The organism is Photobacterium sp. 270122K, from assembly GCF_059941365.1.
On sequence record NZ_JBPOEN010000001.1, the window covers coordinates 498,363 to 517,936 of the forward strand.

Here is a 19,574-nt window from a genome sequence, read left to right on the forward strand (position 1 = left end):
TGCTATGACGAAACAACAACCGACAGGTAGCACACCGCGCTTTAGCAAAGCGTGGCTGATTGAACAAAAATCACTGATCGCATTGATTTTCCTGATTGTCGTGGTGTCTTTTTTAAACCCAAACTTCTTCACCGTTGACAACATTCTGAACATTCTGCGCCAAACCTCGATCAACGCCATTATTGCCGTGGGTATGACCCTGGTTATCCTGACGGCCGGGATTGATTTGAGTGTCGGTTCGGTACTGGCGCTATGTGGTGCCTTTGCCGCCACCCTGATTGGCATGGAAGTACCGGTCTTGGTCGCAGTACCGACAGCCCTGCTTGCGGGTGCGGTACTGGGTGCAATCAGCGGCATCATCATCGCCAAAGGAAAAGTGCAGGCTTTCATTGCCACACTGGTAACCATGACGCTATTGCGTGGTGTGACCATGGTGTACACCGAAGGGCGTCCTATTTCGACCGGTTTTACTGATGTGGCTGACAACTTTGCGTGGTTCGGTACAGGCTACGCACTGGGCATTCCAGTTCCGATCTGGTTGATGGTGATTGTCTTTGCATCGGTGTGGTACCTACTGAACCACACACGCTTCGGCCGCTATGTGTATGCCGTGGGCGGCAATGAATCAGCTGCGCGTCTGTCAGGTATCAATGTTGACCGCGTCAAAATCGGTGTCTACGCCCTGTGTGGTCTACTGGCTGCATTGGCAGGCCTTATCGTAACATCGCGCTTGTCATCAGCACAGCCAACCGCCGGTATGGGTTATGAGCTGGATGCTATCGCCGCGGTCGTTCTGGGTGGTACCAGCCTGGCTGGGGGTAAAGGTCGCATCATGGGTACGCTGATCGGTGCCTTGATCATCGGCTTCCTGAACAACGCCCTGAACCTGCTCGACGTCTCGTCTTACTACCAGATGATTGCGAAAGCCGTCGTGATTTTGCTGGCAGTCTTGGTCGACAACAAAAACAAATAAGCAGTAATACATCGCGTTCAACGCACACGTATCACGCGTTAACCCATTAATGATTTTTCATCACTCAATGAGCGCGTCGCTTATTGATGGACACAAACACGGTTGTGCGGGCAGCCTCCCCTCTGCCCGCCGCCACCGACACATGTAGAAAGGAATACAGAATGAAAAAGCTAGCCACCCTGATCTCTGCGGCAGTACTGTCTGCATCATTCAGTTCAACTGCGGCGGCGCAAGATACGCTTGCCATGGTTGTCTCTACCTTAAATAACCCCTTCTTTGTCACCATGAAAGAAGGCGCAGAAGCAAAAGCAAAAGAGTTGGGCTACGAACTGATCGTACTGGACTCGCAAAATGACCCAAGCAAAGAGCTGTCAAACATTGAAGATTTGACCGTACGTGGCGTGAAAGCCATTTTGATTAACCCAACCGATTCCGATGCGGTTTCTAATGCGATCCGCATGGCGAACCGCTCTAAGATCCCAGTCCTGACACTTGACCGTGGTGCAAGCCGTGGTGACGTGGTGAGCCACATTGCTTCAGACAACGTGGCGGGTGGCGAAATGGCCGGTAAATACATCATGGAAAAAGTGGGCGAGAAAGCGCGCGTTATCCAACTGGAAGGCATCGCGGGTACTTCTGCGGCGCGTGAACGTGGCCAAGGCTTCATGAATGCCGTGAAGACCAACGAGATGGATCTGCTTGCCAGCCAACCCGCTGACTTTGACCGCACCAAAGGCCTGAACGTCATGGAAAACATGATGGCAGCCAACCCTGATGTGCAAGCGGTTTTCGCTCAAAATGATGAAATGGCGCTGGGCGCAATGCGTGCCGTACAAGCCTCAGGCAAAGACGTCATGATCGTGGGCTTTGATGGTACCGAAGACGGTATTGCGGCAGTTAAACGTGGCAAACTGGCCGCGACTATCGCGCAGCAGCCAGAGTTGATCGGCGCATTAGGTGTAACAACGGCTGACACAATGCTAAAAGGTGGCAAGGTTGAAGCCTTCATTCCTGTCCCGCTGAAAGTGATCACGCAGTAATACTCTTCCTCCCCCCTTTTTATACTGGGAGCAAGGCATAATGGAATAATGGGCGGCGTCTGCATGCAGACGCCGCCCATGCTTTAGGAAAAACAGCACCATTTCCTGCCCCTTAACGGGTGCAGCTCAGGGAGAACCCATGGCGACAATTAAAGATGTAGCAAAAGAAGCGGGGGTATCCACTTCCACCGTCAGCCACGTCCTCAATAAAACCCGCTTTGTCAGTGACGACATTTCCGTCCGTGTATTAGCCGCAGTTGATGCCCTTAACTATGCCCCATCTGCGCTGGCACGCAGTCTGAAGGTTAACCATACCCGCACGTTTGGCATGCTGGTTACCACCTCCACCAATCCGTTTTTTGGCGAAGTCGTCAAAGGCGTGGAGCGACGTTGCTATCAGCAGGGTTACAATTTGATCCTGTGTAATACCGAGGGGGATTTAGCGCGTATGCATGCCAATCTCGATACTCTGTTACAAAAACGGGTCGACGGTTTATTGCTGATGTGCAGCGAAGTTGAAGATAACTCGCTGGATGTATTTGCCCGCCACCAGCCCGTACCGACGGTGGTAATGGACTGGGGACCGGTAGATTTTCCGTGTGATATTATCCAAGACAATTCTCACCACGGCGGCTATCTTGCCACCCGCCATCTGATTGAACTCGGCCATACCCAGATTGGATGTATCACCGGGCCACAAGATAAACTCACCGCTCAACAACGCTTGTCGGGGTTCCTTCAGGCGATGGAAGAAGCCAACCTCCCTACCCATAAACCGTGGATAGCCTCTGGCAACTTTGAATGTGAAGGGGGCGAAGAAGCGTTTACAACCCTGTATGAACGCGGGCCGTTGCCCACTGCACTGTTTGTGTGTAACGACATGATGGCGATGGGTGCCATCAATACCGCCCACAAAAAAGGCATCGTTGTGCCGGATGATCTGTCTATTGTCGGGTACGACGATGTGAAATTGGCCAAATACATCACCCCGTCGTTAACGACCATCCACCAGCCGAAATACCGTCTGGGTCAACAAGCCGTGGACATGCTGTTGGATAAAATCCACAGCAAGCGAGACACCAATTCCATTGTTCAGCTTGAGCCAACACTGATGCGACGTGACAGTGTAAAACGCCTCTACCGCTAACAATATGCTCTCCCGAGATGTTAACGCCCCCTCTCGGGAGCGCCTTTATCCCTTTCAACGCACACGCAGCAATACACACTAAATGCGCGTTCCCATCATAATGAACAATGTGGTCGCGGGTACCCCTGCATAGGCGACTTGCGTGGCATGCAAGTCAAAATATACGCCATTGGCGGTCTGGTAACCCATACCGAGCAGTGGCGCAGTCTGCTTTTCATTGAATGCGACCCCATCAGCAGTATACGCCGTGTCCGTTTGAGCAGCCCCGGCTAACACACGCCAGCCATTATCAAACTGATACCCCGTATACACCGTCATCACCGATGCTTTTAATCGTTGTTGCTTCATCACAATATGCTGATCACTGACCGTAAATTGCGCCTGATGCGTATTGATCGCGGCAGGCGAATAACTTCCACCTACAATCACACCACGTGCCATCGTATATTGAACGGCAAACGCAGCAGAAAATGTCGAGCCTGAATATTCATCCTTAATCATTCCGCCCATATCTCCACCTAAAAATGCAGTTCCAGCAGCAATCGAAAAACCACTTTTATCGATTGCCGATGCATTTACCATTGCAGGGCTACATAAAACGGCCAGCACAATAGGTGAATAACACGGCTTCATCATAAATATTGACCTAATCGTCATTATATCCAAACGCCTCTCAAAACAGCGGGGATATAGTCAGAGAAATAAGAAGCGCGGAGTTTAGGGATTCATATTTACATCACCATGTAATAATTTTTATCGCGATCATCTAAAATGCTTATCGTAAGGTGATATAAAACAAGTAAAACCACTGTAATTGTCTGTTTTAATAACAATTGTAAGCAATGTAAAGGCAGGGGGGTATCTAAATTTCTGACGTCAATCAGGATGTAAAAACGGCGATGCCCGCAGTGAAAAGTTAAAAATAAATCTTATTAATCATAACTTTGAATGATAAACGGAATGTAAGTGTATTTTTTTACTGCCTTCCATGAGAATCAATAACAAATAAGTGCTATCTCTTGCTTTTTTATATTTTAACAACATTATCAGCCATTGGTTAATGATGCTTTTCCCAATAAAGAACCATGAAATAAAAACCCATTAAAACCATAGATATCAAACAGCCAAACGATGCCATAGAAAATGAGAGAAAAAGAGCATAAAAAAACCGCCCCTCTAAGCTATGCGTGAGGCGCGGTTGGAAGAATGCACACTGTCAACTCATCAGGCACGTGTCTGGGATTCCTGTGCCTAAGAGCCTAAATCAGTATGTGACGAGTGGGAATTAAATCACCAACCCGCCGTCAATTTTCAAAATCTGCCCTGTGATAAAGGCGGAATTGTCACTGGCAAGGAACAGTGCACCGTTAGCAATGTCTTCCGGTTTCCCCATTCGTCCCAGTGGCGTTTTCTTTTTCATATGGTCGAGCACTTTCTCCGGTAAATCGACCGTCATTGGCGTTTCAATAAAACCAGGGGCAATACAGTTTGCCCGCACTTGCGCCCCTTTACGTGAGAACTCTTTCGCCCACCCTTTGGTCATGGCGATCACACCGCCTTTGGTGGCAGCATAGTTACTTTGACCAATGTTACCGTCCGTCCCGACAACCGATGACATGGTGATAATAGAGCCCATGTTGCCTTCCATCATGACAGGGGCGATGGCTTGAGTCATATTAAAGACCCCTTTCAGATTCACGTCAGAAACGAAATCCCACTCTTCTTCCGTCATTTTATCGATCAGGTTGTCACGGGTAACCCCTGCATTATTAACAAGCACATCAATATGGCCGTGCACCTCTCTAATTTTATCAATGAAGAGGCCAATCGCATCGCGATCACACACATTCAATTCCACTGCGGACACATTGGGGTATTTGGTTTCCAAATCCAACATGGCTGAGGCATTCATGTCACAGGCATACACATGTGTAGCATCCTGCTTAGCAAATGTTTCAACGATGCAGCGTCCAATACCTTGTGCACCACCAGTAACAATACAGACTTTATTATTAAGCATTTTATTTTCCCTTTTATTCAATACCAAAAATGAAAACTGTGTGAAAGTAGAAATGTGGTATTAGCGAGAGCGCCAACAGTTGTGTCGGGTATCACAACTCACTGTATATTCCTATTCTAGAAGAGTCAGCCGTATTGATTACTCACATAGATGCAAATCACTTTTGCATAAAGAGAAACGACACCGGCTATCCAAAGCCCTCATTGCCCTCAATAATCCGACGCTACCATTAACCATAGTTTAAAAGTGGTTATTGGTGATCGGTATTTTTCTTTGCTATAAATGAAAGAGATAGGTTTTTATAAATAGGTTTTTACAAGGTCGCCCATGTTAGACAAGGTAGTCTTTTTCCTCCATGTTGTGCGTACGGGTTCCATTAGTGAAGCCGCGAAGCTTAATCACATCTCCGCATCAGCGGCCAGCCGGTGGTTAAATGAGCTGGAAGCCTCAATGGGGGTGAGCCTGCTAAAGCGCACCACACGAAAAATCACATTAACCCAAGCGGGTCAGCGCTTGTTTGATCGCTTCAGCCTGATCCACACACAAATTGATGATGTGTTTAATGAAGTGCAAAACCTCAGCAGCGAAGACAAAGGCACCATCAAGATCGCTTGTACCCCTCTCTTTGCCAAACACTATTTAAGCCAAATCATCGGTGAATATCTGCAGTTTCACCCGTCGATTAACTTTGTGGTGCTTGAAACCGCCTTTGAAGTGGATCATGTGCATGACGTTGATTTTGCCATTCGTGCCAATGCCACTTACCGTGGTTTTCAGGATAAAGACAGCTTGCTGGTTAAACGGGCCTTGCTCAGAGAACCCTTGATGGCCTGTTGCTCACCCCACTATATCAAGAAGCAAGGAAAACCGGTGGTGCCTGATGATTTGAAAAACCATCAATGCCTGTATGCCACCACGCTGGTCGGCGGAAACCGATGGATTTTTGAATTAAACGGGGAATACAGCTCAGTCGAAATTGCCCAAACGGTAGAGGCTGATGACAGTGAAATTCTGAAGAACATTGCCCTAGCAGGTGGGGGGATTGCGTATTTACCCCTGAGCTTAATCAAACAGGAACTGGCACAAAAAACCTTGGTCCCCATACTGGAAAATTACGTCAGTAGCCAATTTGAGCTGAACTTGTATTTTAAACCGCGCAAATACATGCCTGCGCGCTGTGCCAATTTCAAAGATTATTTGATCAGCCGGATTCCGGAGATCAAACAACAGCAAGGACAACCTCATGCCAGCAATTCCTCTCGCACTGCAGACGTGGCTCGCTCAATTTAATTTAACCGTGGCACAATCACTGGCCATGGGTGTCGTACCGACTCCAGCCTTAGCGCGTCTCGCCCTGCAAACGATCACCCAGCAATTCGCCATGCCCGGCGACCCAATAGATACGGTTGTCGATACCTCTCTGCTGCACACATCCGTTCCATGTCGGATATACCATCCCGATCCGCACCATGCGCTGCCCGTAATTGTATTTTTCCATGGCGGTGGGCACATGTGTGGCAGCAGTCAGGTTTATCATCCTATTTGTCAGAAAATCGCAGCCACCAGCCAACACATCGTCGTCAGTGTGGATTACCGCTTAGCGCCTGAACACCCCTACCCACTCGGCCTCAATGATTGCATGGCCAGCCTGACCGCATTGCATGATACCTTAACCGCGCTGTCGTTCGCCTTTCTCCCGTCAGTCACCTTGATGGGGGACTCTGCCGGCGGCGCGCTGGCAACCACACTGGCTCAGCAATCCCATCTGCTGAACAATATCGCCCAACAAGGCATGACGGTAGATCATCTTGTGCTGATCTACCCCAGTTTGGATTACACGCTATCAAGCCCCTCCATCACCCAGTTGCAGCAAGGCTACTTACTCGAAAGCAGCAAAGTACATTGGTATTTCGACCACTATTTTCAGCACGGCGAAAATCGCCAGCAAGCCTCTCCCCTGTTTCGGCCGCTGAACGCGGATCATCCTCCGACAATGGTCATCACCGCCGGCTTTGACCCACTACGCGATGAAGGACGTCGCTACTTCGATCGGTTAACCCATCACCAGATTGCCTGTGAATACCTGCATCTGGATAACATGATCCATGCTTACTTGAATTTGGCCGCCTTAGCCCCGGAGGCCTGTGAGCAGACCTACCAAGCAATCGCTGACTATTTAGCCCCGAAAAGGGATGGGACGAAGTCAGCAGCAGAACAGACGAAAGCGGTGAAAGCGGTGAAAGCGGCAGTAAAAGCAAAAAGGGGGATAAATAAAGAAAGCGTATAAGCGTTTGGAAAGTATCAACGGGATTTAGGACGGGTCACAGCCATAAAAAAAGCCCACGTCGATGACGTTGGGCTTTTCTACACTATTGATGATCACTGGTTGTGATGAGTTTTACCACATAAGATCATCTGGGATCTGGAACGCGGCGTATGGATCATCTTCATCCATCACGTCTTCCGATACCACGTTGTTCACGATCACGCTGGTTTCATCGCGCTGGCTGATTTTATCTGCCACAACACCTGGGATAATCATGTAGCTCTCGCCATGACGGGCAATGGCTAAGCGACCATTTACCAACTGGTCTTGGGTTTGCTTGTTCACATACAGCTTTTTCACCAATGAGCCATCGGTAAAGTTATAACCGATATCGCCGTCTGTTTTCTCGACTTTGTTCATCTCAATCAGCTGCTTAACCTGAGAGGCAATCGCTTTCTTATCCGCTTCTGCCTGCTTCTGACGGTTCAGTTCCTGATCTTGCGCCAGTTGCGTTGCTTTGTTTTCCTCAACTGCAGCTTTCGCTTCTTTACGCAAAGTACGGGATTTTTTCGAGGATTTACCCGCTTTTTTTAATTTTTTCTTATCAATAAGACCAGCTTGTAATAGCTGCTCTTGAAGGGATAGCTTGGCCATGGAGACTCCGTCACGGGCACAGATTAATATCAATATGCCCCATTATACCAAAAGCTTCCCCCTCTCGGGAACTAGCGCTGAAACGGATATATCGCCCCCAGTCCCATAATCTGGGTTAAGGTATCCAATGCCGTCCGGGATTCTTCCCATAATTGCGGATCCGCCAAATCGTGTTCTGTTAAGTGATCCCGATAGTGTTTATCCACCCACGTGTTGAGCTGATGAAATAATCCCTCATTCATGATCGTCTTCGGGTTCACGGCGGCCAACTCGTCATCGGTCAAGACTACGCGCAGCCGCAAGCAAGCCGGGCCACCCCCATTGGCCATGCTCTGTTTTAAATCGAAGAACTGCACACGATCAATACCGCGTTCTTCCGCCAATAAGTACGTGACATAGTCCCACACTGTCGCGTTATCTCGGCACTCTTGCGGCAGCACCAACACCGTGTCGCCATTGGGCAACGTAAGCAACTGGGAGTTAAACAGGTAGCTAGACACTGCATCCTGCACGGGAACAACATCGACCGGTACTTCGATGATCGTAAACTCATCCCCCATGCGTTCAGTCAGCGTGGCATACACCGCTTGTGGATCTAAAAAAGCCAGTTCATGGCAAAACAACAGGTTTCTGTTGCCGACAGCAATCACATCATTATGGAATACTCCGTGATCTATGATCGCAGGATTTTGCTGCGCAAACACCACCTGATCGGCCTTTAGCTGATGTAAGCGTGCCACCGCATCACTGGCTTCAAACGTTTGGCGCGCGGGGTACACTGCAGGTGCGGGAAACCGGCTGTCAAAGGCATGTCGCCCATAGACAAAGAACTCCACCCCTTGCTCACCGTATTCATGGCAAAAACGGGTGTGATTGGCCGCCCCTTCATCACCAAAATGTTCCGACATCGGCAGTGCAGCATGATGAACAAAGTGTGCATCGTCAGCAAACGTGGCCTGCAAGATTCGGCCTGTCACGTCATGTTCAATCGAGCGGTGGAATTTATTCACCAGATTGGCCGGCGTAAAATGCACCTTGCTGTCAGCGGTATCCGCAGACGGCGACACCGTGGCCGCATTGGCCGTCCACATGCTCGATGCCGAGCAGCAGGCGGCAAAGATCTGCGGCGCGTGTTGAGCGGCTAGGGTGATCACCCGTTGATCACTCCCCGTGAAACCCAAGCGACGCAACGTCGCTATATCCGGGCGAGCCTGAGGGGCGAGCACCCCCTGCACTAGCCCCCAGTCCGACAGGGTTTTCATTTTGGCTAATCCCTGCTTTGCCGCCAATTTGGGGTTCGAAGGCTGGGCTTGATGTTTGGCAGATGCCACATTACCAAACGATAATCCGCCGTAGTTATGTGTCGGCCCCACCAACCCATCAAAATTTGCTTCACGCGCTGTCATACATCGACTCCCTGCTGCATCCGCCATAACAATTCACAACAAAATAGTTACATTTCGCGTTTGTGTCGTAAATTGTTTTTCTTTTCATTTTCACTGCGCCTTCTGCCTCACTGAGGCATACTTAGTCACAAATCGTGGTTAATGGTGATCATTTCACCATATCTATGCATAAAAAAAGCCAACCGCATCACGGTTGGCTTTTACTGATTTTGTGGTCTGGATCGCGACGACGGCACTTTGACTCTGATTCCCCCCCCCATCATGGAGGTAAACCATTACCACTCAACGATATGCCCTTCGTCGAACACACCGTCGCTGTACGCAGGAGAATAATTAATAAAGACATTGCGTTTATCAACAGGTACCTGCTCAGCCAACGTGCTGGCGATCAATTCCAGCATCGCCGCAATCTCATCCTCTGAATTGAAATTAGGGGCGAAAAAATGCACCAAAATCGGGTGAGTAAATTCTGGCTGATTTTCGACATGTTTACCGCCATGGGCATAATGATGCGGCGTGAGGTAGTCCCACGTCGCCATTACATGATGCAACTCAATCTCACTGGCTTCTGACAACGCATGTGACAGTAAATTCAGCACCCGGGGAATGTTCACTTCTTGCGCGAAAGGCAACGACTTAATTTTCACTAATGGCATCTTTCCCTCCTTGCACGTACCCATGATGGTCGCCGAGAATATTGACCGTCGGCTTATGGGGTAAAGATAGCGGGATCACTGTGCCGTTGCGTATCTCACTATTGAGAGAACAAAAAAATACCTGATTCAGCGCATGATAATCACTTTACGGCAGTCGCACGAACCGCTGAACGTTTACCCAAGCAATAACCCAATCCCAATGGAGCAAAGAAAATCACCACAATGAACAGCACAAAATAAAGGATGGTACTTTTGATCACCTCAATCAGCTTGGTGAGCGCAAGATCCACCACTTCTTGTGACGCATGATTAATATCTTGCGTAAACTGCGCGCGTTCATGACTGATTATGTGCGCAATTTCCTGTCGCTCTCGTGCCACCATGGTTTCGAGTGCCTGACGCTCAACACTCAATTGCACTAAACGCTGCGCGGTTTTGGCATCAATATCATTCACTAACGGCTGAAGTTCAATCGCCATTTGCGCCGCCAGATCACGCATGTATTCAGGATTATTATCAATAAAATCTTTAAACGCATCGGAAGAGACTTTCAAGCTGTTCAAGGCCGTATTCACCTGCTCAATGCTGGCGGTACTGTTTAAGGCCAGCAACTGCGCTTTCCACGTCATGATCTTCGGGGTTTGCTCAGAGGCCAAGCTCAGACGATCCGACACGTCACCGATCGCTTCTGGCATGGTACCTAACGTCGTCACCGCATCTTCAGCACTGATCTGATTGGCGCGTAACCACGCGCGGTATGCCGGTGTACGGATCATGCTGACATCAGCAAACGGGTACTGCGCAACAAAATCAGCCACAAACTGCTGCGTTTGGGTGAACACGCTTTTCTTCAGTATCGTTTGTGCCAGTTGTTCCACTTCTTTCGCCAAATGCGCCGACACGGTTTGCGCCTCCGTGGTCACAAACAGATCATGACCGGGCCCTGTCGCATAAAACTGAGCCATCTGCTGAGCAAAGACCCACGTATCGATCAATGACGCCATCGGTGACACTTGGTAGGCGGCAGACTGCAACCCTTCTTCCGCATTGATTTTCCACAGTAACACCGCAGATTGATTCGCGCTGTCACGCGAAGGATAACGGCTATGCAGCACATCGGCCGCTTGTTCCACTTGGGAAAAAAATTGCTGAGCATATTCGCGCGTCATGATGCGCATCGCGAGTTCTTGCTGGGTGAGTGGTACGGTCTGACTGTCAATTTTGACCTCAAGTAAGGAACAGCCGGACAGGATGGCGACAAACAATGCCGTCACGAGAAAACGAAAATGTCGAATGGACATGAAGGGACCTACAACTACAACAGAAGGGAGAAAACGAAGTGTCAATCATACGATAATGACAGGATTATCTATATCAAAAAAGTGACACAAAAAAAGCACGCCATTTTGAAACGGCGTGCTTAATCGGACCAAATCACAACGCTATCGCGTTACACGGTATTATTTACAGTGCTTGTCTTCACAGCACGGGTTAATAACACGCTCCGCGCACGTGTAGGGCTCAATGTGGATGATCACATCCACCACTTCATCCAGTTGATCCAAAATATAGCTTTTAAAATTTTCGCTAATGGTATGGGCTTTATCCACACTCATCTCAGGCTCCACCAGCAAATGGAAATCGAGCAAAATGGTGCTGCCGGTGCGACGATTACGAATGGCATGTACTTCTTTGATCTGTGGATCCTGATCCGCATAGTGCTGGATCTTCGCTTCAATATCCGTGTCCGCTTCTGCATCCGTCAGTTCTTGAATCGCAGGCCACAGAATGTCGAACGCGGCTTTCAAAATCATCGCCGTGACCAACAGTGCCGCAATTTGATCCAAATAATGCAAGCCCGGCGCCAACCAATTGGCCACAACGGCCACGGCCACAGGTAACGAACTCAATGCATCCGAGCGGTGGTGCCACGCATTAGCATGCAGTGAACGGCTATTAATGCGTTTTGCTTGTACCACCGTCCAGCGGTACAAAATTTCTTTTGCCACAATCGATGCCACTGCCGCTACAAAGGCCAGCATACCCGGCGAGTTTGTCGCTTCATGGCCAATCGCACTCAGTGAATCCCAGCCGATCCCAATCCCGACAATCGCCAACAGCACACCAATAAAGATATTGGTCAGGGTTTCAAACCGGCCATGGCCGTAAGGGTGCTCTTTGTCAGCCGGCGCCGTCCAATATCGGGAGCCAATCAAAATCGCGGTATCGGTCACCAAGTCAGACAAACTGTGAATACCATCGGCCACCAAAGCTTGGCTACCTGTGATTTTACCCACCGTGATTTTCACTGCGGCGAGTACAATGTTAATGATTGACCCGACCCACGTGGCTCGACGTATCGTTTTTATCGCTGTATCAGACATGAATGACCAACTTTATCCTTTAAAATCGTGCAAGACGTTGAGGCGCCTATCATACCCATGAATATGTGTCACCACCACTTCAACACACGCTCACTATCCACGTTTCATATGTATCGCGGCTTGCTGAATGCGCTGATGACAAGGACAGGATACTAGGTGGTCATTCACCATCCCGACGGCTTGCATAAATGCATAACAAATCGTTTCACCGACAAAACGAAAGCCTTTTTTCTTTAAAAAACGGCTCATCGCTTTTGATGCCGGTGTCGAGGTGGGTACCGACTCTCTGTCTGTCCAATAATTGGTCACAGGCTGATGATCAACAAATTGCCATAATGCCGCTGACAAACTGCCATATTCTTCGATAAGTTTATTTGCCGCTCTCGCATTACTAAATACAGATTGAATTTTACCGCGATGTTTTATGACATCAAAATTTTCTATTATTTCTTCAACTTTTTCTGCATCGTATTGCGCTAATCGTGTTAAACAATACCCCTCAAAGGCTAATTTGTACGCTTCTCGCCGTTTTAATACGGTGTACCAACTTAACCCTGCTTGCGCACCTTCTAGCGTCAAAAACTCAAATAAATACGCATCAGTATTATTAATGCGTCCCCATTCCTCATCATGGTAGATACGTTCAATGGGGTTTTTCATCGCCCATGCGCACACTGTATTTTCCATACTGACCTCACTCATTACGCTGTGTTTAATTATACTCATGATAGGGGTTACCTCGCCATAACAGGAAAACTGTAAAGCAATAGACGACTCGATCGTTCATCATTGAGTTGTGATGCAACACCAAAAAAAACTAATGGTAATGAATAAAAGTTTCAATACATAACCTTTATTTTTGGGTCACATTTCGCCGCAATCTGTCGAGTAAACGGGTTGATTACTTACGTTTGTTGCGGTTATATTACACCTATCACCCAGCTTTGCAGTTTTATGCAAAGCACTTCACACAAACAGAAGGCGGGTGTGTAAATGGAATTGAAAAATACTACCTTCCTTCCATAATAGGACGGTCAATACAGAGATATTGATTTATAAAAGGACTTTTATGAGACATATCACCGATTTTATCGAGCAGCTTGAGAATGGTAATGACTCATTTAATATTTGGGTTTACGCCAGTCAGGGTCAATATAGTCAGTTCGGTAAGCAAGGGAAAAAAATTCGCACTCCCGCTCTACAGCGTGCATTGAATCAACACCTTCAGATCGTCGTAGAAATGAATACTGATTCAAGCAATGATGCATATTTATTACTCCCAGAAGTGCATGCCGTTGTACCCGTTTTATTCCAAAACGGTCAGGTACAATCAATGACAAGACCCACTCAGTAAGGCCGTGTGACACAACGAACAATGATCAAGTATAAAACCAGGCTAGGTTTATCGTTTTCATCGTTGTCAGCACAGCACAAAAAACAGACCTGTTAAGGTCTGTTTTTTTATGCCTGTTCATCACCATACCGTCATCTGCACTCTGCCAGTCACATGCCCTCTCAGAACATGCCGTGTTGATGACGTTAGTATGTCGTTGTCGGACCATCAGCCCCAGAGTATGACGGTGCTGATGGCGCACCCGATGCGACACTGTCGGATGTTACGGTACTGGGGACAATCGGCCCGGGCACAATCCGTGATGTTGGCATCACGTTTCTGATCCCCTGCTCGCAGGCTTGCTTGCCGTCTTCCCAGCCTTGGTCATAATCGGTGTCACTGTTTTCCAGTGCGGCATCTTTCTTGTATTCCGTGTCCGTCACTCCCAATACACTCAATGCCGTTTCACAGCCCTGATTGTATCCATAGTGATAAATACTATCGAAAGGGACATTATAGGTGTAGTCATCAGGCAGCAGTTGATACCGATCCCACTCGTTTTCCCACTCAGCACTTGAGCAACCTAACAGCCCGAATACCAACCCGCCCACGCCAGCTAAATACACTGTCTTTTTCATTGTATCCCCTTTAGTATGCGTTTACTAAAGCGTAGACAACGGACGCCTTTTTGAGCGCATTACTATGAAAACACACCCGCCTGTTCCTTGCCTCACCACGCTGGAAGCGCAGTGCGCTGCTTTCCTGCAATCTTGTCCTGCCACGGATGCCGCCCATGATATTGACCATATCAAGCGGGTTGTGGCCGCCGCCAAACAGTTCGCTCAACAAGAACAGGCCGATCTGGCGGTCGTGATCCCTGCCGCATGGCTGCACGATTGTGTGACGTTAGCGAAAAATGCCCCAAACCGACATCAAGCCTCGGCACTGGCGGCACAAGCGGCCATACGTTTTCTTCGCAGCGTCGCCTATCCTGAGTACTATTTCCCCGCGATATCCCATGCCATTGAAGCGCACAGTTTCAGTGCCAATATTCCGGTCACCAGCCGTGAAGCGGCCATTGTACAAGATGCCGATCGCATTGATGCCTTAGGTGCTATTGGCATTGCCCGCTGCATTCAAGTCAGTACTGGCTTTAATTCCGCGTTGTATGCGACAAACGATCCGTTTGGGCACTCCCGCTCACGCGATGACAAAGCCTACTGTATTGACCACTTTTACACCAAGCTGTTTACCTTGGCCGACACCATGAACACCGTGGCCGCCCGTGAAGAAGCACAACGACGCACCGCGTACATGAAAGGCTTCTTACGCCAGTTAGGCCATGAGATTGGCGAGACGTTTCCTGAATAACGCATTAAATTTTTGAAAAAAAAGGCGAACACCGTGTTGCGGTGTTCGCCTTTTTTTATCGTGTGACGCTTACACCGATGTCGCCAGTGCGGCGTTTAAACGCTCAAAACCCCGTTCAAGATCGGCAATCAAATCATCCGCATTTTCTAACCCAATGTGCAGACGTAATAACGGGCCCGCATAGGATTTCTTCGTTGCTGTTCGCAGGCTGTTGATGTTCTCATTGGCAAGGATCAAGCTCTCAAACCCGCCCCATGAAAAACCCATGCTGAAATGCGACATACCGTCGAGCATCGCCGTCAATGCATCACTGCTGCCACGGTTTAACACCACCGAAAACAGGCCATTACAGCCGGTGAAATCGCGCTTGAAAAATTCATGGCCGTCACAGCTTTCAAAGGCCGGATGCAGCACACGATCCACTTCCGGACGTTGTGCGAGCCAAGCGGCCACTTTCAGGCTGTTTTCTTGGTGTTGCTTCATACGGACACCCAGCGTGCGCACACCGCGCATGGCCAAGTACACATCATCTGGCGAGGTACATTGCCCCATCAAATAACTGCTTTCACGCAACTGCGCCCAGCATTTTTCGTTCGCTACTGCGGTACCGAGCATCACATCGGAATGGCCCACAATGTATTTAGTTGCTGCCTGAATGGAGATATCGACACCGTGTTCAAACGGTTGGAAGTTAATGGGAGAGGCCCAGGTGTTATCCAGCATCACCGTGATATCATGCTCGTGCGCAATGGCCGCTAAGGTCGGTACATCCTGCACTTCCATCGTGATCGAACACGGTGATTCAAGGAATAAAATGCTGGTGTTCGGCCGGATCAGTTCGCGGATCCCTTCCCCGATCATCGGATCATAATAGGTGGTTTCAACCCCCATTTTATCGAGGATGCTGTCACAGAAGTTACGCGTCGGCTCGTAAACCCCATCCACCATCAAGATATGATCTCCCGCTTTCACGAACGCCAAAATCGCATTGGTGATGGCCGCGGTACCACACGGGTACAACGCACACCCCACGCCACCTTCCAGCTCTACCATGGCATCCTGAAACGCAAAATGCGTATTCGTGCCTCGGCGACCATAAAAGAGCGCCTTATTGGCGCGATTCGCCGTGGCATGTTTCATTTCTGCCACGGAATCAAACACGATGGTCGAGGCGCGACTCACTGGCGGATTAACCAGCGATTGCGTCCACTTCGACGAACGGCCAGCCGTCACAATTTTGGTTTCTAATGCTTTCTTACCCATGCTTACCCCAATTCCTTTTGTTTTTTATCGTCTCACGATGGAGTTCTTCCCCTGACGTTAACACAGTTACAGAAAGAATGAATACCGGCACGCAGAAAAAGCGCACATAAAAAAAGGGCCGCAATGCGGCCCTTCTCAATGGTTGAATACCGAGCTTACGGCTCGTCGGTGATCGGTTTTGGCATATAGTGCGAACTGTTCAAGCCAAACAACTCCGGTAACGATGTCCCGACGGATACGGATGACCAAGTACCCGTCATAATGCCGATAAACATCGCAATAGAGAACCCTTCCAGCGGTCCCCCGCCTAACAACCACAATGCCCCGACGGTGATCAACGTTGTACCCGATGTCACCATGGTACGAGAGAACGTGGCCGCGATAGCTTCGTTGTTCACCTCTTCAATCGACATGTTGGGTTTAGCAATCAACACTTCACGGATGCGGTCTGCAATGATAATTGAGTCATTGAGTGAGTAACCCATGATGGCCAATACCGCCGCCAACACCGTCAGGTTGAACTCCATTTGAGTCGCGGCAAAGAAACCAAGAATGAAGATCACATCGTGCGCTAGAGCAAAGACGGAGCCAGAAGCCAAACGCCATTCAAAGCGGTAGCTCAGGTATCCCAAGATACACAAGACAGAAACCAACAGTGCCAAGCCACCTTGGTCCGCAAGCTCCTGACCCACTTGTGGCCCGACAATGCTGGTGTTAAGCACTTGTAGCTGACCGTCTAAAGGTTGCAAAATATGCCCAACGTTCGGCGCTTCACCTTGCGTTGGAATCGCATAACGTAGCACCCAACGGCCGGGTTCGCCGGCAGCAATCACGCTCACATCTTGATGCAGTTCATTGTCCATCAAGCGATCAATGTCGTGGCTGGAAACACTGGCTTTCATCTGCACTTCGGTCACGATGCCGCCGGTGAAGTCCAAGCCCCAGTTCAAGCCTTTTACCGCAACCAAACCAATGGATATCACCATCAATGCAACAGACACATAACTGGTGAAGTGGCGCCACTTAGTGGCATTTTTCATCGTAATAAACATATTAAATTCGCACCTCATGACGTGCATCGCGGCCCCACACCACATTGATAATGGCGCGAGAAGCAAAAATACCGGTAAACATACTGGTCAACAGACCCAATCCCAACGTCAACGCAAAGCCCTGAATCGGACCATTACCAATCGCGTATAACACCACGGCTGTAATCATGGTGGTGAAGTTCGCATCGAAGATAGAACTAAAGGCACTGCTAAAACCACGATCGATGGCTTGCGCAAGGCTACGGCCTTCTTTTAGTTTGTCGCGAATACGTTCAAAGATCAGCACGTTGGTGTCCACCGCCATACCGACGGTCAATACCAAACCGGCGATACCCGGCAGGGTCAATACTGCACCAGGGATCATCGCCAACAAACCGAACAGCATGATCATGTTGAAAATCAACGCCACGTTAGCCACCCAACCCAAACGACGGTACCACACCGCCATAAACAGTAAGGTTAGGCCCATACCCAATGCTAACGCTGCAAATCCGTTTGTGATATTTTCCGCACCCAGTGTTGGGCCAATCGTACGTTCTTCAACAATGGTCACAGGTGCTGTTAACGAGCCGGCACGCAGTAGCAAGGCCAACTCTTGAGCATCTTCCATTGAACCCGCACCGGTAATACGGAAGCGGTTACCCAACTGGCTTTGAATGGTTGCAACACTGATGATCTTGCTTTCTTTAACCGTTTTACCTTCTGCGTTTCGGCTGTATTCACTGAACGCGGTCGCCATCGGCTTACCAATATTACGGCCAGAGAAATCAGACATGATCTTGCCGCCTGTGGTGTCCAAATTAATGTTCACCTCTGCCTGCCCCATTTCACCGAAGCTCGCACGGGCATCAATAATATGGTCACCGCCTAAAATAGGTTTACGCGCAACACGGACTGGCTGACCATTTTCATCCGGCAACACCATGGTCAGACCGATATCTTTCACCGGATAGAACGCCAGACTTGCCGTTGCACCGATCACGTTTTTCGCGGCGGCAGGATCTTGTACCCCCGGCAATTCAATACGGATACGGTTTGCGCCTTGGCGTTGCACTAAGGCTTCGGTGATACCCAATTCTTCAATACGACTACGCATGGTCTGCAAGTTTTGCTGCACCGTCATATTACGAATTTCGGTTTTCTCGGCTTCTTTCAGCACAATATTCAGACCACTGCCAGCGCCATTCGTCGCCTGCCACTGGGGATATTGTGTTTGAATGTAGTGACGGATCTGGCCGTTCGCTTCATCATTCGGCAAACGTACGTAGAGTGCATCATCCCCTTTCATTTCCACACGACCGCCACGGATCCCTTCTTTACGAAGGGCTTGGCGCAACTCGTCTTGCAACTGTGCGGTTTGTGCTTCGAAGACTTGATCCACATCGACATCAAGCAAGAACTGCACACCACCTCGTAAATCCAAACCCAGTTTGATCGGGGCAAAACCCATGTCTTGCAACCAAATCGGAGCGGCTGGCTCCATGGCTAAGGTCAGTTGCGGCTCACTTTTTGAGCCCATCAGTTTAATCAACACTGAGCGCGCTTTGGTTTGTTGCGCTTCGTCAGTAAGGATCACGACGGTTTTATGGGGCTGTTGTTCGATACGTTTCACGCCGATACCCTGATCGATCAGGGCTTTTTGCAGTGTGACTACATCCGGTGTCGCCACGCCTTTTGCTGCAATTTGTACCGCAGCATCTTCGCCGTACCAGGTTGGAATCGCGCTGAGCATCATCACAACCAGTGTGATCGCTAAGACTACGTACTTCCATGCTGAATAATGATTAAGCAGCCGATGAGGTTGTTTTTTTCTCATGATTTAACACCAAATTATGCCGGTGAGCGCAGCAAATACGACTCACGAGCGATCGAGAAACACGGTTTCCCGATATCAGAATCACACCGTCACAGCCACGATGGGCAGGGCGGTCAATGGGGTTAAAGGATCACTGGCGTACACGCACATTTTGCTGAGGCTTCAAGATAGACACAGGCATAAATACGTAGCC

The 19,574-nt window shown here is 49.1% G+C and carries 19 protein-coding genes; 7 read left to right on the top strand and 12 right to left on the bottom strand.

The annotated features are described in order from the left end of the window. Positions 1–4: 4 nt before the first annotated feature. The 3 genes from rbsC (at position 5) to ACSF8W_RS02260 (ending at position 3,160) form a co-directional block, all read left to right on the top strand. Positions 5–973, top strand: a complete 969-nt coding sequence (rbsC, locus tag ACSF8W_RS02250; RefSeq protein WP_500844658.1) for a ribose ABC transporter permease — start codon at positions 5–7, stop codon at positions 971–973. A gap of 161 nt (positions 974–1,134) precedes the next feature. Further along, complete coding sequence (rbsB, locus tag ACSF8W_RS02255; RefSeq protein ID WP_500844660.1) at positions 1,135–2,013, top strand: ribose ABC transporter substrate-binding protein RbsB; 879 nt, start codon at positions 1,135–1,137, stop codon at positions 2,011–2,013. 139 nt (positions 2,014–2,152) lie between these two features. Further along, on the top strand, positions 2,153–3,160 hold the full coding sequence (locus ACSF8W_RS02260) for a substrate-binding domain-containing protein (protein ID WP_500844662.1): 1,008 nt from the start codon (positions 2,153–2,155) through the stop codon (positions 3,158–3,160). A 78-nt stretch (positions 3,161–3,238) separates the two neighbouring features. Here ACSF8W_RS02260 and ACSF8W_RS02265 read toward each other — a convergent pair whose 3' ends face one another. Together ACSF8W_RS02265 and fabG are read right to left on the bottom strand one after the other, a co-directional pair. Continuing rightward, the gene (locus tag ACSF8W_RS02265; protein WP_500844664.1) at positions 3,239–3,796 is read right to left on the bottom strand and encodes a hypothetical protein; all 558 of its coding nucleotides are present in this window, start codon (positions 3,794–3,796) and stop codon (positions 3,239–3,241) included. A 649-nt stretch (positions 3,797–4,445) separates the two neighbouring features. Continuing rightward, positions 4,446–5,180 (bottom strand): 3-oxoacyl-ACP reductase FabG, encoded by a 735-nt coding sequence (gene fabG / locus ACSF8W_RS02270; RefSeq protein WP_500844666.1) that lies wholly within the window; start codon positions 5,178–5,180, stop codon positions 4,446–4,448. A gap of 327 nt (positions 5,181–5,507) precedes the next feature. Here fabG and ACSF8W_RS02275 point away from each other — a divergent pair, with 327 nt between their 5' ends. Together ACSF8W_RS02275 and ACSF8W_RS02280 are read left to right on the top strand one after the other, a co-directional pair. Beyond that, entirely contained in the window at positions 5,508–6,470 is a 963-nt protein-coding gene (locus ACSF8W_RS02275) for a LysR family transcriptional regulator (RefSeq protein ID WP_500844668.1), read from the top strand. Next, positions 6,424–7,467 (top strand): alpha/beta hydrolase, encoded by a 1,044-nt coding sequence (locus tag ACSF8W_RS02280; RefSeq protein WP_500844670.1) that lies wholly within the window; start codon positions 6,424–6,426, stop codon positions 7,465–7,467. Before ACSF8W_RS02275 ends, ACSF8W_RS02280 begins: the two co-directional genes overlap by 47 nt. 111 nt (positions 7,468–7,578) lie before the next feature. Here ACSF8W_RS02280 and ACSF8W_RS02285 read toward each other — a convergent pair whose 3' ends face one another. The 6 genes from ACSF8W_RS02285 to ACSF8W_RS02310 form a co-directional block, all read right to left on the bottom strand. Further along, a complete protein-coding gene (locus ACSF8W_RS02285) occupies positions 7,579–8,100 on the bottom strand; it encodes a DUF2058 domain-containing protein (protein ID WP_500844671.1) in 522 nt (173 codons plus the stop codon). Between the two features lie 71 nt (positions 8,101–8,171). Next, entirely contained in the window at positions 8,172–9,506 is a 1,335-nt protein-coding gene (gene astB / locus ACSF8W_RS02290; protein ID WP_500844672.1) for an N-succinylarginine dihydrolase, read from the bottom strand. Between the two features lie 275 nt (positions 9,507–9,781). After that, positions 9,782–10,162 (bottom strand): hypothetical protein, encoded by a 381-nt coding sequence (locus ACSF8W_RS02295; RefSeq protein WP_500844674.1) that lies wholly within the window; start codon positions 10,160–10,162, stop codon positions 9,782–9,784. A gap of 140 nt (positions 10,163–10,302) precedes the next feature. After that, positions 10,303–11,463: a chemotaxis protein gene (locus ACSF8W_RS02300; RefSeq protein WP_500844675.1), complete on the bottom strand. Its 1,161-nt coding sequence runs from the start codon at positions 11,461–11,463 to the stop codon at positions 10,303–10,305. A gap of 159 nt (positions 11,464–11,622) precedes the next feature. Continuing rightward, entirely contained in the window at positions 11,623–12,546 is a 924-nt protein-coding gene (locus ACSF8W_RS02305) for a cation diffusion facilitator family transporter (RefSeq protein ID WP_500844677.1), read from the bottom strand. 93 nt (positions 12,547–12,639) lie between these two features. After that, positions 12,640–13,233, bottom strand: coding sequence for a DNA-3-methyladenine glycosylase I (locus ACSF8W_RS02310; protein WP_500844679.1), 594 nt, complete (start codon positions 13,231–13,233; stop codon positions 12,640–12,642). A gap of 382 nt (positions 13,234–13,615) precedes the next feature. On the opposite strand from ACSF8W_RS02310, the gene ACSF8W_RS02315 reads away from it, so the two are divergent. Continuing rightward, positions 13,616–13,900, top strand: coding sequence for a hypothetical protein (locus ACSF8W_RS02315; protein ID WP_500844680.1), 285 nt, complete (start codon positions 13,616–13,618; stop codon positions 13,898–13,900). A 185-nt stretch (positions 13,901–14,085) separates the two neighbouring features. Here the strand turns inward: ACSF8W_RS02315 and ACSF8W_RS02320 are convergent, their stop codons facing one another. Then, positions 14,086–14,517 (bottom strand): hypothetical protein, encoded by a 432-nt coding sequence (locus ACSF8W_RS02320; protein ID WP_500844682.1) that lies wholly within the window; start codon positions 14,515–14,517, stop codon positions 14,086–14,088. A gap of 64 nt (positions 14,518–14,581) precedes the next feature. On the opposite strand from ACSF8W_RS02320, the gene ACSF8W_RS02325 reads away from it, so the two are divergent. Beyond that, on the top strand, positions 14,582–15,250 hold the full coding sequence (locus ACSF8W_RS02325; protein WP_500844684.1) for an HD domain-containing protein: 669 nt from the start codon (positions 14,582–14,584) through the stop codon (positions 15,248–15,250). 69 nt (positions 15,251–15,319) lie between these two features. Here the strand turns inward: ACSF8W_RS02325 and ACSF8W_RS02330 are convergent, their stop codons facing one another. The 3 genes from ACSF8W_RS02330 to secD all read right to left on the bottom strand — a co-directional run bounded on the left by ACSF8W_RS02330 (position 15,320) and on the right by secD (position 19,381). Continuing rightward, on the bottom strand, positions 15,320–16,513 hold the full coding sequence (locus ACSF8W_RS02330) for a cystathionine beta-lyase (protein ID WP_500844686.1): 1,194 nt from the start codon (positions 16,511–16,513) through the stop codon (positions 15,320–15,322). Between the two features lie 155 nt (positions 16,514–16,668). Then, entirely contained in the window at positions 16,669–17,565 is an 897-nt protein-coding gene (secF, locus tag ACSF8W_RS02335; RefSeq protein WP_500844688.1) for a protein translocase subunit SecF, read from the bottom strand. 1 nt (position 17,566) lies between these two features. After that, the gene (gene secD, locus ACSF8W_RS02340; protein WP_500844690.1) at positions 17,567–19,381 is read right to left on the bottom strand and encodes a protein translocase subunit SecD; all 1,815 of its coding nucleotides are present in this window, start codon (positions 19,379–19,381) and stop codon (positions 17,567–17,569) included. Positions 19,382–19,574: the final 193 nt, after the last annotated feature.

Coding starts and splice junctions, on each gene's coding strand:
- ACSF8W_RS02310 (WP_500844679.1), bottom strand. CDS start 13,233: ATGGAAAATACAGTGTGCGCATGGGCGATGAAAAACCCCATTGAACGT.
- ACSF8W_RS02320 (WP_500844682.1), bottom strand. CDS start 14,517: ATGAAAAAGACAGTGTATTTAGCTGGCGTGGGCGGGTTGGTATTCGGG.
- ACSF8W_RS02265 (WP_500844664.1), bottom strand. CDS start 3,796: ATGATGAAGCCGTGTTATTCACCTATTGTGCTGGCCGTTTTATGTAGC.
- fabG (WP_500844666.1), bottom strand. CDS start 5,180: ATGCTTAATAATAAAGTCTGTATTGTTACTGGTGGTGCACAAGGTATT.
- secF (WP_500844688.1), bottom strand. CDS start 17,565: ATGTTTATTACGATGAAAAATGCCACTAAGTGGCGCCACTTCACCAGT.
- ACSF8W_RS02305 (WP_500844677.1), bottom strand. CDS start 12,546: ATGTCTGATACAGCGATAAAAACGATACGTCGAGCCACGTGGGTCGGG.
- ACSF8W_RS02285 (WP_500844671.1), bottom strand. CDS start 8,100: ATGGCCAAGCTATCCCTTCAAGAGCAGCTATTACAAGCTGGTCTTATT.
- ACSF8W_RS02295 (WP_500844674.1), bottom strand. CDS start 10,162: ATGCCATTAGTGAAAATTAAGTCGTTGCCTTTCGCGCAAGAAGTGAAC.
- secD (WP_500844690.1), bottom strand. CDS start 19,381: ATGAGAAAAAAACAACCTCATCGGCTGCTTAATCATTATTCAGCATGG.
- ACSF8W_RS02330 (WP_500844686.1), bottom strand. CDS start 16,513: ATGGGTAAGAAAGCATTAGAAACCAAAATTGTGACGGCTGGCCGTTCG.
- rbsB (WP_500844660.1), top strand. CDS start 1,135: ATGAAAAAGCTAGCCACCCTGATCTCTGCGGCAGTACTGTCTGCATCA.
- rbsC (WP_500844658.1), top strand. CDS start 5: ATGACGAAACAACAACCGACAGGTAGCACACCGCGCTTTAGCAAAGCG.
- ACSF8W_RS02300 (WP_500844675.1), bottom strand. CDS start 11,463: ATGTCCATTCGACATTTTCGTTTTCTCGTGACGGCATTGTTTGTCGCC.
- ACSF8W_RS02325 (WP_500844684.1), top strand. CDS start 14,582: ATGAAAACACACCCGCCTGTTCCTTGCCTCACCACGCTGGAAGCGCAG.
- astB (WP_500844672.1), bottom strand. CDS start 9,506: ATGACAGCGCGTGAAGCAAATTTTGATGGGTTGGTGGGGCCGACACAT.
- ACSF8W_RS02280 (WP_500844670.1), top strand. CDS start 6,424: ATGCCAGCAATTCCTCTCGCACTGCAGACGTGGCTCGCTCAATTTAAT.
- ACSF8W_RS02315 (WP_500844680.1), top strand. CDS start 13,616: ATGAGACATATCACCGATTTTATCGAGCAGCTTGAGAATGGTAATGAC.
- ACSF8W_RS02260 (WP_500844662.1), top strand. CDS start 2,153: ATGGCGACAATTAAAGATGTAGCAAAAGAAGCGGGGGTATCCACTTCC.
- ACSF8W_RS02275 (WP_500844668.1), top strand. CDS start 5,508: ATGTTAGACAAGGTAGTCTTTTTCCTCCATGTTGTGCGTACGGGTTCC.